Below are 14,994 nucleotides of genomic sequence, written 5' to 3'. Positions count from 1 at the left end.
TGCGAAAACGCACGTTGGTGGATTTTCCGTGAAGCCGGGCCGATCCCCCCGAAACGGCAGCACCCCCGCCGGGACCGGCGGGGGTGCTGTGGGACGCATCCAGGAGCGTTACGTCAGCGGCGCGATCCGGTGCGCGCGACGCGATGCGCTAGCGACGCAGGATCTTGGTCACCAGGCGGCCGACGAGGTTGCCCGAGTCGTTGTAGGCGACCCGGTCGTCGTAGGGGCTGCGTCCGTCCGGGCGGATGCGGGGGTCGTCGTTGCCCAGGATCTTGGTGACGATCCGGCCGATCAGGCTCATCGTATCCTCCGAGGTGTGAGGGCGTTGCGGTCTCGGGGCATCAACGGCCGAACAGCCTCGGCCGTTCCGCGCCCGGACGCGCTCGTGTCCGTCGTCACGCCCGCTCGGCCATCGCCTCGAACACCAGGGCGTGGCGGGCGGCCAGCGCCGCGACGTCGGTGGCGTAGCCGCCGCCGATCACCGCGGCGAGCGGGATGTCCCGGCGATGCACCTCGCCGACGACATAGGCCTCGCGCCGGCGCAGGCCCTCGTCGGTCAGCGCCAGGCGGCCGAGGCGGTCGTCGCGGTGGGGATCGACCCCGGCATTGTAGAACACCAGGTCGGGCCGGATGCCGTCGAGGAGGCGCGGGACGTGGAGGGCGAGCGCCGCCAGGTAGTCGTCGTCGCCCAGCCCGTCGGGCAGGCCGACATCGAGGTCCCCCGGCACCTTGTCGGTCGGGTAGTTCTTCTCGGCGTGCATCGAGAAGGTGAACAGGTCGGGCTCGTGCGTCAGGCAGTCGGCGGTGCCGTCTCCCTGGTGGACGTCGAGGTCGAGGACGAGCGCCCGGCGAATCGTGCCCTCGCGCTTGAGGGCGAGCGCCGCCACCGCCACGTCGTTGAAGACGCAGAACCCCCCGCCCGCCGCCCGCCTGCCGTGGTGGCTGCCGCCCGCGGTGCTCCCGGCGAGCCCGTGCTCGAGCGCCAGCCGGGCGGCGAGCAGCGTGCCGCCCGCCGAGGCCAGCGAGCGCCGCGCCACCCCGTCGTCGACCGGCAGGCCGATCGCCCGCTCGATCGCCCGCGGCACGGTCGCGGTGACGACCTGCTCGACGTAGGTCGCGTCGTGGGCGAGGCGGATCAGGTCCGGGCCTGCGGGCTGCGGCGTCACGAAGCCCTCGGGTACGAGGCCGCGCTCCCGCAGGGTCTCGGCCAGGCGCCCGTACTTGCCCATCGGGAAGCGATGCCCCTCCGGCAGCGGCGCCTCGTAGGCCGGGTGGAACACGACGGGAAGCATGACTTCGGCCCTGTGGACAGCGGGGATGGCACGGACCCGCTCAACGCGCCGGCCGGCCCGGGGGCGGGCGCGACCGCGCGCCGCGGGCATCGGCGATCCTGCCGTCCTCCCCGCGGGTTGGCGCCCCCCGCGATCACGGCCGGAACCCCGCTTCCGGGCCCCGCCTCCTCCCCTCGGACGCATGAATGCTCTAGCTTGTCCCAGGATCGGGTCCGGAAGCGGACACGGTTTGGACACGAATTCCCCCGACCCTCGTGCGTGGTTGTTGCGGCAGGGAGACCTTGCGGAAGGCCGTGTTTCGGAGGAGTGGACCTGCCGATCGTGGCATTCCACGGGTGGGTTTTCAATCGGGCGCGCCGCGGGCGTGAGGTGGGTTTTTTTCGGCACCGTCCCGTCGGGCGGCGCCGGCAGCACGGCCGGGGGGCATGCGGAGTCGGGTCGAACGTCGTGGCGCTCTGCGGGAGCGCCCGTCCAGGTATGGTCGCGAACTGGGTCGCACCGGAGCGGTGGGGATCGCGCTCGCGCTCGGCCTCGGGACGGCGGAGCCCGCCCGGGCCTTCGACCTGTTCGGGCTGTTCGGCGCCGAGGAGGCGCCGCCGGCCCCGAGCGCGGCCGCCCTGCCCTATTCCGTCCGCTTCCAGGGCGTCGAGGACGAGGACCTGCTCCAGGCGCTCAAGGACACGTCGGGCCTCTACCGCCTGCGCAACGACGCGCCGCCCGACGGCGAGGGCCTGCTGCGCCGGGCCGAGGCCGACGCGCCGCGCCTCGTCGATGCGCTCTCGGGCTTCGGCTACTATGCCGGCACGGCGACCTTCCGCATCGAGGACGTGGTGCTGGGCGGCGACGCGGCGGCGCGCTCCGCCGTGCGGGCCGCCGAGGCCGCGCGCAACCGCAGCCTCGTGGCGGTGCGGATCACGGTCGACCAGGGTCCGCTCTACCACCTGCGCCGGATCGCGGTGCTCGATCCGTCCGGCCTGCCCTTCGGCCCCGGGGCGGTGCCGGAGCGCCTGACCCGCATCGACGGCGAGGTGCCGGCCCGCTCCGCCACGGTGCTGGCCCGCGAGGCGGCCGTGGTCGATTCCTTCCGCCGCGACGGCCACCCCTTCGCCAAGGTGCTGCGCCGCGAGCCGGTGGTCGACGACACCGCCCACGTCATGGACGTGACCTTCGTGGTCGATCCAGGCCCCAAGGCGGCGATCGGCGCCGTGACGGTGCGGGGCACCAAGACCGTCGATCCGGCGGTGGTGCGCTCGTTCATCTACGCCGAGCCGGGCGATCCCTATTCGCCGCAGGCGCTGTCCGACATCCGCCGCTCGGTCTCGCGCATCGAGGCGCTGGGCGGCGTGCGGGTGCGCGAGGGCACGGCGCTCGACCCCGACGGCACGCTGCCGGTCTTCGTCGACGTGACGGAGCGGGCGCGCCACATCGTCGGCGTCTCGGCGCGCTACTCCACCGTCGACGGGCCGGGCGTGCGCGCCTACTGGGCCGACCGCAACCTGTTCGGCGGCGGCGAGACCCTGCGGATCGACGCCGACCTGTCCTATCTCGGGCTCGGCACCGACTATTACGCCCGGCGCCGCAAGCTCGCGGGCATCGAGACCAACGGGCTGGGCGGCCGGCTCGCCGCCACCTTCGTCAAGCCCGCCCTGTTCGGCACCCGCAACGACCTGCTCGCCAGCGCCTTCGTCGGCCGCGAGGTGCAGCAATCCTATCTCAGCGACGCCGCCGGCGGCACGGTGGCGATCCGGCGCCGCTTCGCCGACGCGTTCTCGGCCCAGGTCGGGCTCGACGGCCGCTTCGGCTCGGACCGGGACGCGCTGGGCCGTGTCGATTACGGCCTCGTCGGCCTGAATGCCGGCGTCACCTACGATTCGACCGACAGCCTCCTCGACCCGACAAAGGGGTTTCGCGTCACCGCCTCGCTCACGCCCTATGCGGGTCTCGGCAACAGCCCGGACCTGCTCCTCGCCAAGGCGCAAGGCTCGACCTACTACTCGTTCGACGACGCGGGCCGCTACATCCTGGCCGCGCGCCTCGGCTTCGGCTCGATCAGCGGCGCCAACCTCGCCGACGTGCCGGCCTCGCTGCGCTTCTTTGCCGGCGGCGGCGGCTCGATCCGCGGCTACTCCTACCGCACCGTCGGGCCGATCGGCCCCTACCAGCTGCCGATCGGCGGGCGCTCGCTGCTCGAGGGCTCCGTCGAGGGCCGGATCAAGATCACCGACACGATCGGCATCGTGCCCTTCGTCGATGCCGGCACGGCGTTCGCCGGGTCGCTGCCGGATTTCGACGAGCGCATCCGCGTCGCGGCGGGCCTGGGGCTCCGCTACTACACCGGCATCGGCCCGATCCGGGTCGATCTCGCGGTGCCGCTCAACCCCGACAAGCAGCTCAAGCAGCCGCCGGTCGCCCTCTACATCAGCCTCGGCCAGGCCTTCTGAATGATGCAGATGCGGGCCTCGCGCCTCCTCACCGCCGCCGTCGCGACCGTCCTGCTGGCGCTGGCCTGGCTCGGCCACGCCGCCACCGGCGAGGCGGCCGAGGGCGAGACCACGATCCTCGGCGACCTCCTGTCGCGCGCCCTCTCGACCCCGACCTCGCGGGTCTCGATCGGCGGCGTCGACGGGGCCCTGTCGTCCGACGCGACCATCCGCGACGTCGCCATCGCCGACCGCGACGGGGTCTGGCTGCGGCTCGACAGGGCGCGGCTGATCTGGCGGCGCACGGCGCTCCTGTCGCGCCGGCTCGAGATCGACCGGCTGGAGATCGGGCGCCTGGAGGTCCTGCGCCGGCCGGTGCCCTCGGCCACCCCGCCCGCGCAGGACAAGGAGGCCCTGCTGCCCGACCTGCCGGTGAAGGTGGTGGTGAAGGCCTTCGCGCTCACCGACCTCGTCATCGGCGAGCCGGTCCTCGGCGAGGCCGCCCGCATCGGCGGGGCCGGCCAGGCGACCCTCGGCGACCCGCGCGAGGGCCTCGACCTCGGATTCGGCCTGCGCCGTCTCGACAAGCCCGGCACCGTCACCCTCAAGCTCGCCTACGTGCCGGACACCGCGCGCCTCGAGCTGAAGCTCGCCCACGACGAGCCGGCCGGCGGGCTCGCGGCGCGGCTGATGAACCTGCCCGGCCTGCCGCCGGTGACCCTCGACCTCGACGGCAACGGCACCCTCGACGCCTGGAACGCCACCCTGGCCTTCAAGGCCGGCGAGGGCATCGGCGCCGACGGCCGGGCCCGCATCGACCGGGCGGGCCCCGAGCGGCGCATGACCCTCGACCTCGCCTCGCGGGTCGAGGGGCTGATGCCCGGCCCCCTCGCCGCGGTCTTCTCCGGCACCACCCGCCTCGACGGCTCCCTGCGCTTCGCCGACGACGGGGCGGTGCGGGTCGACCGGTTCGACCTCACCTCCCGCACCGCCCGGCTGGCGCTCGCCGGCGCCGTCGACGCCGCCCGCAACGCCGACCTGACCCTCCAGGCCCGGGCGCTGCCGACCGAGGGCGGCGTGACCAAGGCCGGCGAGTCGACTCTCGAATCGCTGATGCTCGACGCGACCCTGAAGGGGCCGCTCGACGCGCCGGCCGTGCGCGGCACCCTGAAGGCCGCCGGCCTCTCGGCCGCGGGCAGCCGCCTCGGCCGGGCGAGCGCCGACCTCACGGTCGCGCCCCTGCCGCGCACCAAGGAGGGCCAGGCCTTCCGGCTCGCCGCCGAGGCCGAGGTCGACGGCCTGCACCTCGTCGACCCCGCCTTGCGCCGCGCGGTCGGCCCGAAGGCGTCGTTCCGCCTCGTCGGCCGCCTCGACCCGAACGGCGTCGCCGACCTCGACGCGGTGACGATCGAGGCCCCCACCGCCAGCGCCCGCTACACCGGCCGGATCGGCCGCGACGTGGTAGCGGGCACGCTCACGGCGGACCTGCCCGACCTCGCGGCGTTCTCGCTCGCTGCCGGGCGGCCGCTCGGCGGCCGCGTCGCCGCCAAGGCGCTGCTCTCCGGCGATCCGGGGCGGGCCGGCGTCACCGCCGACGTCGAGGCGAGCACCGAGAAGCTCTATCTCGGCACCCCCGCCCTCGACCGGACGCTCGGGCGCGACCTGCGCTTTGCCGGCCGCCTGACGCGGCTGCCCGACGGCTACGCCGTCCAGGCGGCGCGGCTCACCGGGCAGGCCCTCACCGCGACGCTCGACGGCCGCGCCACCGAGACCAAGGCCGACATGACCGGCCGGGTCGATCTCACGGACCTCGCCACCCTCGACCCCGAGCTCGCCGGGAAGGCCGGCCTCGACGCCCGCCTCACCGGCTCGCTCGAGCACCCCGACCTCGCCCTGGCGCTCGCGGCGCCGGAGGCCCGCGCCATGGGCCGTCCGGTCCGCGACCTTCTCGCCAAGGCGAGCGTGACCGACGCCACCGGCGCCCTGGATGGCACGCTCACCCTGTCCGGCCGGGTCGACGGCAAGCCGCTCGCCGGCAACCTCCACCTCGCCCGACGCGGCGCCGACTGGCTGCTCGACCGGCTCGATCTCGGCCTCGGCTCGGTCGCGCTCACCGGCCGCGCCACCGTCGATCCGGCCTCGCGCCTCGCCGAGGGCGAGGTGGCGCTCAAGGCCGGCAACCTCGACGACCTCTCGGCCCTGGCGCTGACCCGCCTCTCCGGCCGCCTCGACGCGGCGATCACCCTGAGCCGCGCCGGCGGCCGCCAGGACGCCCGGGTGCGGGCGACCGGCGAGGGCGTGCGCGCCGCCTCCCTGGCGCTGTCGCGCCTCGACGCCGACCTCGCCGGCACCGACCTGTGGGCGAGCCCGCGGGTCTCGGGCAGGCTCAACGCCGACCGGCTCGTCGCCGGCTCGGAGACGATCGAGGCGATCCGCCTCGACGCCAAGCCGGCCTCCGACGGCAGCGACCTCGTGCTCCAGGCCCGGGCCCGGGGCTTCGCCCTCGACGGCGCCGCCCGGCTTGTTCCGGCCGAGCCCCCGCGCCTCGACCTCGCGCGCCTCACGGCCGTGCGCGGGGCCGACCGGCTGGCGCTCGCCGGTCCGGCCCGGATCACCTTCGGCGACGACGGCGTGAGCGTCTCGGGGCTCGCCATCGCCGCCGGATCCGGCCGGGCCAGCCTCGACGGGACATTGGGCAAGCGCCTCGACGTGCGCCTCGGCCTCAAGGCCGTGCCGCTGTCGCTCGCCCGGATCGCTGCGCCGAGTCTGGCGCTCTCCGGCACCCTCGACGGCGAGGCCGCGCTCGCCGGACCGGCGGCGAGCCCGGAGGGCCGCTATTCCTTGAGCGTGTCGCGCCTCGTGACGCCCGAGACCCGCTCCGCCGGCCTGCCGCCGATCGACGCCAGGGCCTCGGGGCGGATCGAGGACGGCCGCGCCGGCCTCGACGGCACGGTGACGGCGGGAAAGGGCGTGCAGCTCGCGCTCTCCGGCACGGTGCCGGTCGAGCCCGGCGGCGCGCTCGCCCTGCGCGCCCGCGGGACCCTCGACGCGGCTCTGGCCAACTCGATGCTGGCGACCGGCGGCCAGCGGGTGACCGGCCGGGTCGCCCTCGATGCCGGCGTCACCGGCACCCTCCAGGCGCCGCGGATCGACGGCTCGGCGGTCCTCACCGGCGGCAGCTTCACCGACCCGCTGAACGGCGTGCGCCTCACCGACATCCAGGGCCGCGTCACCGGCCGCGGCGACAGCCTGGTGATCGAGCGCCTGACCGCGGCGACCCGCAACGGCGGCACCCTCCAGGTCCAGGGCCGCGTCGCGGTCGAGCCGGCCGCCGGCTTCCCCGGCAACCTGACCATCCGGGCCGATCGGGCCGAGCTGGTCGCGAGCCCGCTGATGACCCTCGTCTCCGGCCTCAACCTGTCGCTGACCGGGCCGCTCGCCCGCACGCCGCGGGTCGGCGGCCAGGTCGACGTCGTCTCCCTCGACGTCTCGGTGCCCGACCGCCTGCCCGCGACCGTCCAGCCGCTGCCGGGCATCCGCCACGTCAACACTCCGCCGCAGATGCGCGCGCGCCTCGACGCGCGGGCCAAGCGCGCGGCGGCGGCGCGGCGCGGCCGCAAGGCGCCGCCCTTCCTCGCCGCCCTCGACCTGACGGTGAACGCGCCGGGCCGCATCACCGTGCGCGGCCGCGGCATCGACGCCGAGCTCGGCGGGTCCCTGCGGCTCACCGGCACCTCGGCGGCGCCGGTGGCCAATGGCGCCTTCGCGATGCGCCGCGGCCGGATCCAGGTCGTCGGCCAGCGCCTCGACTTCACCCGCGGCCGCCTGACCTTCGCGGGCGACCTGACGGCGCCGGAGCTCGATTTCCTGGCCCAGTCCCAGGCCGGCGACGTGACCGCCAAGATCGCCGTCACCGGCCCGGCCAACCAGCCCGACTTCGCGCTCTCCTCCGAGCCGCCGCTGCCGCAGGACGAGGTGCTGTCGCGCCTCCTGTTCAAGAAGGCGTCCGGCGGCCTCTCGCCGTTCCAGGCGCTGCAACTGGCGCAGGCCGTGGCCCAGCTCTCCGGCGGCGCCGGCGGCCCCGACGTGTTCGAGAGCGCCCGCAAGGGCCTGGGCCTCGACAGCCTCGACATCCAGGCCGGCGCCAAGGGCGGCGCCGCGGTCGGCCTGTCGCGGGCGCTCGGCGAGCGGGTCAATGTCGGCGTGCGCGCCGGCGCCCGGCCCGAGGACAGCGCCGCGACCATCACGTACGACGTGACCGGGCGGATCAAGGTGCAGGGCGAGGCCGGGGCCGACGGGCGGACGGCCGTGGGCGTGGGTGCGGAGTGGGAGTATTAGTAGCGCTTCCGCTTTTTCCGGCTGGCGCACCTTTCAGGCGAGGAACACATGACGCTTAGAGCTGGCGTGTTCGTGTTGCAGGATAAAGATACCCTGGTACCGATGCAGCCGGAGCAGTTCGCGGCCGAAGTCGATTTTCAGGCTCTGCTCTCGAAGTTTCCCGCGCTGCTGGTTGGCGATCAGATCGATGCCGACGATCCTCGCCGTTTCCTGCTCGTACAGCAGGAACTGCCGATCGGGCACGAGGACGCGACCCGCCGATGGTCGCTCGATCACCTGTTTCTCGATCAGGACGGCGTACCGACCCTGGTCGAGGTGAAACGGCAATCCGATGGTCGGCTCCGCCGCGAGGTGGTCGGGCAGATGCTCGACTATGCCTCGAACTTTCAGTCATCCTGGACTGCTGACAGCATGCGGTCAGCGTTCGAGGCGACCTGCGCATCTGCCAAGGCTGATTGCGACGCTACGTTGGCCGAGTTCATGGGCCCGGAGATCTCAGCCGACCGATTCTGGGCCGACGTCGACAAGAACATCGGCTCCGGCAAGTTGCGCCTGCTGTTCGTCGCCGACGATATCCCATCTGAGCTTCGCCGTATTGTCGAATTTTTGAACAAGTATATGCAGCCTGTCGAAGTCCTGGCGATCGAGCTGCGCCAATTCACCGGCCAGGGCCTGCGGACGATCGTCCCGATGGTGTTCGGCCAGACCCAGGAGGCGGTAGGCCGCAAGGAGCCGATCAAGGGCGAGCGCTGGACCGAGGAGCGTCTTCTCGCGGAATGCGACGCGAAGTTCTCCGCGGCCGATGCTGCAGCCGCGCGAGCAATCCTCAATGGAATGAAAGGGCTCGGGCTGCCGATCGTTTTTGGTTCCGGCCGCAGCAGTGGATCGGTCTACCCGCTGCTGCGGGCGAAGGGCGTCACGATCAACCCGGCTTACCTCTCGACTGAGGGCGAGGGTAAGGTGTGGTTGCAACTAAGGCACCTTGAGACCAGGCCCTTTCTCAACAGCGTCGAAGAGCGACGCGAGATCGTGAAACGCTTCGCGCAAGTCGAAGCCTCAGGCTTGACCGAGGCCGCCGTCGAAGGCTGGGGCTCCATTCCCCTAGCGCGGATCGCTGCCGATCCACGAGGGACCGAGAAAGTCATCGACGCTCTGCGGTGGATCGCAGAGCGGGTGAAGGCGGCTGGGTGACAACACCTATCCAAGCTCGCTCGGTTGGTGCGAACAGGATTCGATATATCCGCGCCCTCCCCAGCTCCGTTGTGTGGTGCTGGGATGCCGTTGGAATTGGTTGGCGCTCTCGGGGACAGCGAGCCCTCCGTGAGGGTCGATGCTCGGATAATCGCGTCACCCCGCCTCCGGCGGCGCCGCGAGATGATGCCCCGTCTCGCGCTGGAAAACCGCCCCCACCGCGAGGCACAACGCGTCGTCGTAGGGCTTCCCCACCACCTGCGCGGCGACCGGCAGCCCGGTGCGGCCGCGTCCGGTCGGCAGCATCAGGGCCGGGAGGCCGGTATAGTCGAACAGCATCGTGTTGCGCGGCAGCACCGCCTGGAGCGGGTGAGCCGCGCCGTTCACCTCCACCGTCAGGGTGTCGAGCGCCGCCGCCTCGCCGCCGAGGCCCGGGGTCACCAGCACGTCGACGTCCGCGAGCGCGTCGAGCACCTGCGCCAGCACCACGGGGCGGCGGCGCAGCGCGCGCAGGTAGTCGGTGGCGGAGAAGAGCCGGCCCTGCTCCAGCCGGGCGCGGGTGCCGGGATCGAGCGCCGCGGCGCGGTCGAGGTCGGGTTCCTGGAGCGAGGCCAGTTCCGCCATCACGATCGTGTAGCCGTCCTGGTGCGCGGTCGCGACGGTGCCGAGATCGACCGGCACGAGGCGGGCGCCGCGGCGCTCCAGCACCCGCAGCATCGCCTCCCAGGCGGCCAGCACCGCGTCGTCCTGCATCGCCGTGAACCAGCCGTCCGGCACGCCGACGCGCAGGCCCGCGAGGTCCCGGGCGCGTGAGGCGTCGTAGCGGCCGGCGGCGTGCGGGTCGGCCCCGTCGGGGCCGGCGATCCAGGGCATCACCCGGGCGAGGTCCGCGGCCGAGCGGGCCGTCGGGCCGACATGGTCGAGGGTCCAGGACAGGGGCGCGACGCCGGTGCGGGGCACGAGCCCCCGGGTGGCCTTGAGGCCGGTGACGCCGCACCAGGCGGACGGCACCCGGATCGACCCTCCCGTGTCGGTGCCGAGCGCCAGCGGCATCAGCCGGGCCGCGAGCGCGGCGCCGGAGCCGGTGGAGGAGCCGCCGGTCCACCGCGTCCGGTCCCACGGGTTGGCGACCGCGCCGTAGCGCGGGTTGTGGGCCGAGCCGCAGGCGAACTCGGTGGTGGCGAGCATGGCGAGCGGAATGGCCCCGGCGGCCCTGAGCCGCGCCACCACGGTCGCGTCGGCCTCCGCCACCCGGTCCCCGGTGAGGCGCGAGCCGCAGGTCACGGGCGCGCCGGCGCAGTCGATGATGTCCTTGATGCCGAACGGGATTCCCTCGAGGGGGCGAGCCTCCCCGGTCCGGATGCGGCGGGCGCTCTCCGCCGCCGCGTCGTCCGCGCCGGGCACCGGGGCCAGGACCGCGTCGCGGCCGGAGGGGTGACGGGCGATGCGTTCCCGCAAGGCGGCGACGAGCGCCACCGGGTCGGTGGCCCCCGCCGCGAAGACGGCCTGGAGGGCGCCGATCCCGAGGGCGTGGAGCGGGCCCGCCTCGACCGGCGGCAGGGGCGACGGGGCGGGCGCCGCCGCCCCGGTCGCCTCGGCGGCCTGCCGCAGGCACCGCTCGGCCTGGGCCGGCTCGGGCGCGTCCCGGTCCCAGGCCGAGGGCAGGTCCCGGGCCGGGGCGCCTTCCGCCACCGTGCCGGCCAGGATGGTGCGGGCGATGAGCGCGTCGGACACGCTCATGCGGCCATCTCCCGACGATCCCGGCGGCAGGCCATGAGCGGCTGGATCCGGGTGCCGAACGCGTCGAGGCCTGCGAGGAAGTCGTCGAAGGTCAGCATGATGCCCTTCACGCCCGGCACGGTGGCCGCCTCGTCGAGCAGCCGCGCCACCTTGGCGTAGGAGCCGACCAGCGTGCCCATGTTGAAGTTCACCGCGCCCTCGGGGAGGTTCATCCAGGTCGCGGTCGAATCGGCGGAGGCGTTCTTGTCCTGGTTGCTCTGGTCGAGCATCCAGGCGAGCGCCTGGACGTCGGCGCCCTGGCGGTAGGCCATCCAGCGGTCTTCGGCCGCCGCGTCGGTCTCGTCGGCGATCACCATCATCAGGACGTAGGAGCCGACGTCGCGCCCGGTCTTCGCCGCGGCCTCGATCAGCCGGGCGCAGGTCGGCGCGCAGGCCGTCGGCGTGTTGAGGCCGGTGCCCAGCACGAAGTTGTAGTCGGCATATCGCGCGGCGAAGTCCATGCCGCGCCCGCTCTGGCCGGCGGCGACGATCGGGATCGGGCCGGAGGGCGCGGGCTTCATCATGCAGCCCTCCATCCGGAAATGCTCGCCCTGGAAGTCGGAATGTCCGGTCTCCCACAGCTCCTTCATCACCCTGACGTATTCGGTGGAGTAGTCGTAGCGGTAGCCGAAATAGTCGTCGCCGGGCCACAAGCCCATCTGGGAATACTCGGCCTTCTGCCACCCCGAGACGATGTTCACCCCGAAGCGGCCGGGGGCGATCGAGTCGATCGTGGTCGCCATCCGGGCGACGAGGGCCGGCGGCAGGGTCAGCACCGCGGTCGAGGCGAACAGCCTGATCCGCTCGGTCACCGCCGCGAGGCCGGACATCAGGGTGAAGGATTCGAGGTTGTAGTCCCAGAACTCGGTCTTGCCGCCGAAACCGTGCAGCTTGATCATCGAGAGGGCGAAATCGAGCCCATGCGCTTCCGCCTTCTGCACGATCGCCTTGTTGAGGGCAAAGCTTGGCTTGTATTGCGGGGCCGCTTCCGAGATCAGCCAGCCGTTGTTGCCGATCGGGATGAACACGCCGACATCCATGCGCAAGGCTCCGGGTTCCGGTGGGCGGCGGGAGGCCGTCCGGACGGGGCGTTGCAGGATCGGGGCCGTTTTCGGGTCACGCTCGGCGCGCCCGGCTAACGACCCCGCGCCGTCAGCACGGACGCCCCCAGCACCGCGAGGCTCACCGCCCCGATCAGTAGCGTCGAGATGGCGTTGATCTCCGGGGTCACGCCGAGGCGGACCTGGCTGTAGAGCCGCATCGGCAGGGTGGTGGCGCCCGGCCCCGAGACGAAGCTCGCGATCACGAGGTCGTCCATCGAGAGGGTGAAGGCCAGCAGGAAGCCGGCGATCACCGCGGGCGCGATCAGCGGCAGGGTCACGGTGCGGAAGACCGTGACGGGCGCGGCGCCGAGATCCGCGGCGGCGTCGAGGAGCGCGCGGTCGAGGAGGCGCAGGCGGGCCTGCACCACGACGGCGACGAAGCACAGCGTGAAGGTCGCGTGCGCGACCACGATGGTCCAGAACCCGCGCGGGATGCCGAGGCCGACGAACAGCAGCAGCAGCGACAGGCCGGTGATCACCTCCGGCATCACCATCGGGGCGTAGACGAGGCCGGTGAGCAGCGGCCGGCCGGGAAAGCGGCGGCGCCCGTCGAGGGCGAGCGCCGCGAGCGTGCCGAGCAACGTCGCGAGGCTCGCCGACGCGAAGGCGACCTTGAGGGTGACGAGGGCGGAGTCGACCAGGGGGCCGTTGTCGAGGAGGCCCGCGTACCAGCGGGTCGAGAACCCGGCCCAGACCGTGACGAGCCGCGAGGCGTTGAACGAGTAGGCGACGAGCAGCAGGATCGGCCCGTACAGGAAGGCCAGCCCCAGGGCGAGCGCGGCCCAGGCGAGGGGATGCGGGCGGCTCATCGCGGATCGCCCGTCTCGGGTCGTTCCAGGCGCCGGGCCTCGGCCTCGCGAAAGAGGACCACCGGGCCGGCGACGACGGCGAGCAGCACCACCGCGATCGCCGACGCGAGCGGCCAGTCGCGGTTGGAGAAGAACTCGCTCCACAGGACCCGCCCGAGCATCAGGGTGTCGGTGCCGCCGAGCAGGTCCGGGATGATGAACTCGCCGGTGATCGGGATGAAGCACAGGAGCGCGCCCGCGACGAGGCCGGGCAGCGACAGCGGCAGGGTCACGGTGCGGAACGCCGCGAGCCGGCTCGCGCCGAGGTCGCGGGCGGCCTCGACGAGGCCGCGGTCGAGGCGCTCCAGCACCGCGTAGAGCGGCAGCACCATGAACGGCAGGTAGGCGTAGACCATCCCGATCATCACCGCCGCCGGGGTGTTGAGGATCTCGACCGGCGTCGCGACGAGCCCGAGCCCGATCAGCGCCTGGTTGAGGAGCCCGTCGGGCTTCAGGATCGCGATCCAGGCGTAGACCCGGATCAGGAAGCTCGTCCAGAACGGGATCACCATCAGGGCGACGAGGAGCGGCTGCCAGGCCCGCGGCGCCCGCGCCATCGCGTAGGCGATCGGGTATCCGACGAGGGCCAGCAGCAGGGTGGCGCCGAGCGCGACCTTCAGCGAGGTCAGCCCCGCGTCGAGGTAGAGCGGATCCGCGATCAGCGTGCGGTAGTTCTCGAAGTCGAGGGCGGCGAGCACGTCGGCCCAGGCCGCCAGGCCCGCATCCCAGTCGAGCACCGGGGTGTAGGGCGGCAGGGCGGTGGCCGGATCGGACAGGCTGATCTTCACCACCACCGCGAAGGGCAGGCCGAAGAAGGCGAGGAGCCACAGGAGCGGCGCCGCCGGCAGCGCCAGCCGCCGCAGGGAGGCGCGCAGCCGCCCGCTCACGAGGCCGGCCCGCCCGGCAGCAGCGAGGCCGCCTCGGGCGCGAAGGCGAGGTGCACGCCCGCACCCGGGGCCGGTCCGGCACCGGGAGGCAGGGCGGCGCGCAGCACCCGCCCGTCCGCCATCCCGACCCGGCAGACGATCCGGTCGCCGAGATAGGTCGTGTCCAGGAGCGTGCCCGGCAGCCCCTCGGCCGCCAGCGCCAGCCGCTCGGGCCGGAGCGCCAGGAGGCCGGGAGATCCGGCCTCACCGGCGCCGTGATGGTCGAAGGCCCGGAGCGGTCCCAGCGGCGTGTCGAGGCCGCGCACGGTTCCGGCCCCGCCCGCCCCGAGGCGTCCCTCGATCAGGTTGACGTCGCCGAGGAGCCCCGCGACGTAGCGGGTGGCCGGTCGCTCGTAGAGGTCGGCCGCCGCGCCGGCCTGGACCAGCCGACCCGCCGCCATCACACCGATGCGGTCGGCGAGCACCATCGCCTCGGCGGGATCGTGGGTGACGACCACGAAGGTGGTGCCGAGCCGGCGCTGCAACGCCCGCAGCTCGGCTTGCGTCTCCTCCCGCAGGGCCCGGTCGAGGGCGCCGAGCGGCTCGTCGAGGAGCAGCACCCGGGGCCGCTTGGCCAGCGCCCGGGCGAGCGCGACCCGCTGGCGCTGGCCGCCGGAGAGCCGGTCGGGCCGGCGGGCGCCGAAGGCCTCGAGCTGGACGAGGCGCAGCATCTCGGCGACCCGTTCAGTAATCTCGGACCGACCCAGGCCCTCCCGCTCCAGCCCGTAGGCGACGTTGCCCGCCACATCCCGGTGCGGGAACAGGGCGTAGGACTGGAACATCATGTTGACCGGCCGGCGGTGCGGCGGCACCCCGGCGAGGTCGCGCCCGTCGAGGAGGATTTTTCCGGAGCTCGGTTCCTCGAAGCCGGCGGTCAGGCGCAGCAGCGTGGACTTGCCGCAGCCCGACGGGCCGAGCAGGCAGAACACGCCGCCCGCCGCGAGGTCGAGGTCGACGCCGTCGACGGCGGGATGGGCGCCGAAGCGCTTCGTGACCGCCTCGAAGCGGAGGTGGCCGGTGGCGGGCGGGATCGCGCAGGGATGAGGCGTCGTCACGTCGTCCGGGCGGCGCGGGCGGGCGGGAGCGCCACACTTATC

At 73.6% G+C, this 14,994-nt stretch carries 10 protein-coding genes; 3 read left to right on the top strand and 7 right to left on the bottom strand.

Annotation, left to right across the window (positions count from 1 at the left end):
* Positions 1-148: 148 nt before the first annotated feature.
* Entirely contained in the window at positions 149-301 is a 153-nt protein-coding gene (locus HPY23_RS08085) for a hypothetical protein (protein ID WP_048425481.1), read from the bottom strand.
* A 94-nt stretch (positions 302-395) separates the two neighbouring features.
* Entirely contained in the window at positions 396-1,292 is an 897-nt protein-coding gene (locus HPY23_RS08080; RefSeq protein WP_091882365.1) for a histone deacetylase family protein, read from the bottom strand.
* A gap of 425 nt (positions 1,293-1,717) precedes the next feature.
* Between HPY23_RS08080 and HPY23_RS08075 the strand changes: the two genes are divergently transcribed.
* The 3 genes from HPY23_RS08075 to HPY23_RS08065 are packed head-to-tail and all read left to right on the top strand — an operon-like array spanning position 1,718 to position 9,241.
* Entirely contained in the window at positions 1,718-3,733 is a 2,016-nt protein-coding gene (locus HPY23_RS08075) for an autotransporter assembly complex protein TamA (RefSeq protein WP_091882362.1), read from the top strand.
* 9 nt (positions 3,734-3,742) lie between these two features.
* On the top strand, positions 3,743-8,050 hold the full coding sequence (locus tag HPY23_RS08070; RefSeq protein ID WP_334318786.1) for a translocation/assembly module TamB domain-containing protein: 4,308 nt from the start codon (positions 3,743-3,745) through the stop codon (positions 8,048-8,050).
* 48 nt (positions 8,051-8,098) lie between these two features.
* Entirely contained in the window at positions 8,099-9,241 is a 1,143-nt protein-coding gene (locus HPY23_RS08065; RefSeq protein WP_091882356.1) for a hypothetical protein, read from the top strand.
* A 156-nt stretch (positions 9,242-9,397) separates the two neighbouring features.
* On the opposite strand, the gene HPY23_RS08060 is transcribed toward HPY23_RS08065, so the two are convergent.
* The 5 genes from HPY23_RS08060 to HPY23_RS08040 form a co-directional block, all read right to left on the bottom strand.
* Entirely contained in the window at positions 9,398-10,981 is a 1,584-nt protein-coding gene (locus tag HPY23_RS08060; protein ID WP_091882352.1) for an amidase, read from the bottom strand.
* On the bottom strand, positions 10,978-12,060 hold the full coding sequence (gene rutA, locus HPY23_RS08055) for a pyrimidine utilization protein A (RefSeq protein ID WP_091882349.1): 1,083 nt from the start codon (positions 12,058-12,060) through the stop codon (positions 10,978-10,980). Before rutA ends, HPY23_RS08060 begins: the two co-directional genes overlap by 4 nt.
* A 95-nt stretch (positions 12,061-12,155) precedes the next feature.
* Entirely contained in the window at positions 12,156-12,932 is a 777-nt protein-coding gene (locus tag HPY23_RS08050) for an ABC transporter permease (protein WP_060847836.1), read from the bottom strand.
* Positions 12,929-13,858: an ABC transporter permease gene (locus HPY23_RS08045; RefSeq protein ID WP_091882344.1), complete on the bottom strand. Its 930-nt coding sequence runs from the start codon at positions 13,856-13,858 to the stop codon at positions 12,929-12,931. Before HPY23_RS08045 ends, HPY23_RS08050 begins: the two co-directional genes overlap by 4 nt.
* A complete protein-coding gene (locus HPY23_RS08040) occupies positions 13,855-14,952 on the bottom strand; it encodes an ABC transporter ATP-binding protein (protein ID WP_244537488.1) in 1,098 nt (365 codons plus the stop codon). Before HPY23_RS08040 ends, HPY23_RS08045 begins: the two co-directional genes overlap by 4 nt.
* Between the last annotated feature and the right edge of the window lie 42 nt (positions 14,953-14,994).

The organism is Methylobacterium ajmalii (assembly GCF_016613415.1).
In the GTDB taxonomy this organism is placed as follows: Bacteria; Pseudomonadota; Alphaproteobacteria; order Rhizobiales; family Beijerinckiaceae; genus Methylobacterium; species Methylobacterium ajmalii.
Note: the sequence above shows the minus strand (reverse complement) of the source record. Positions and strands in the feature narration are given on the sequence as shown.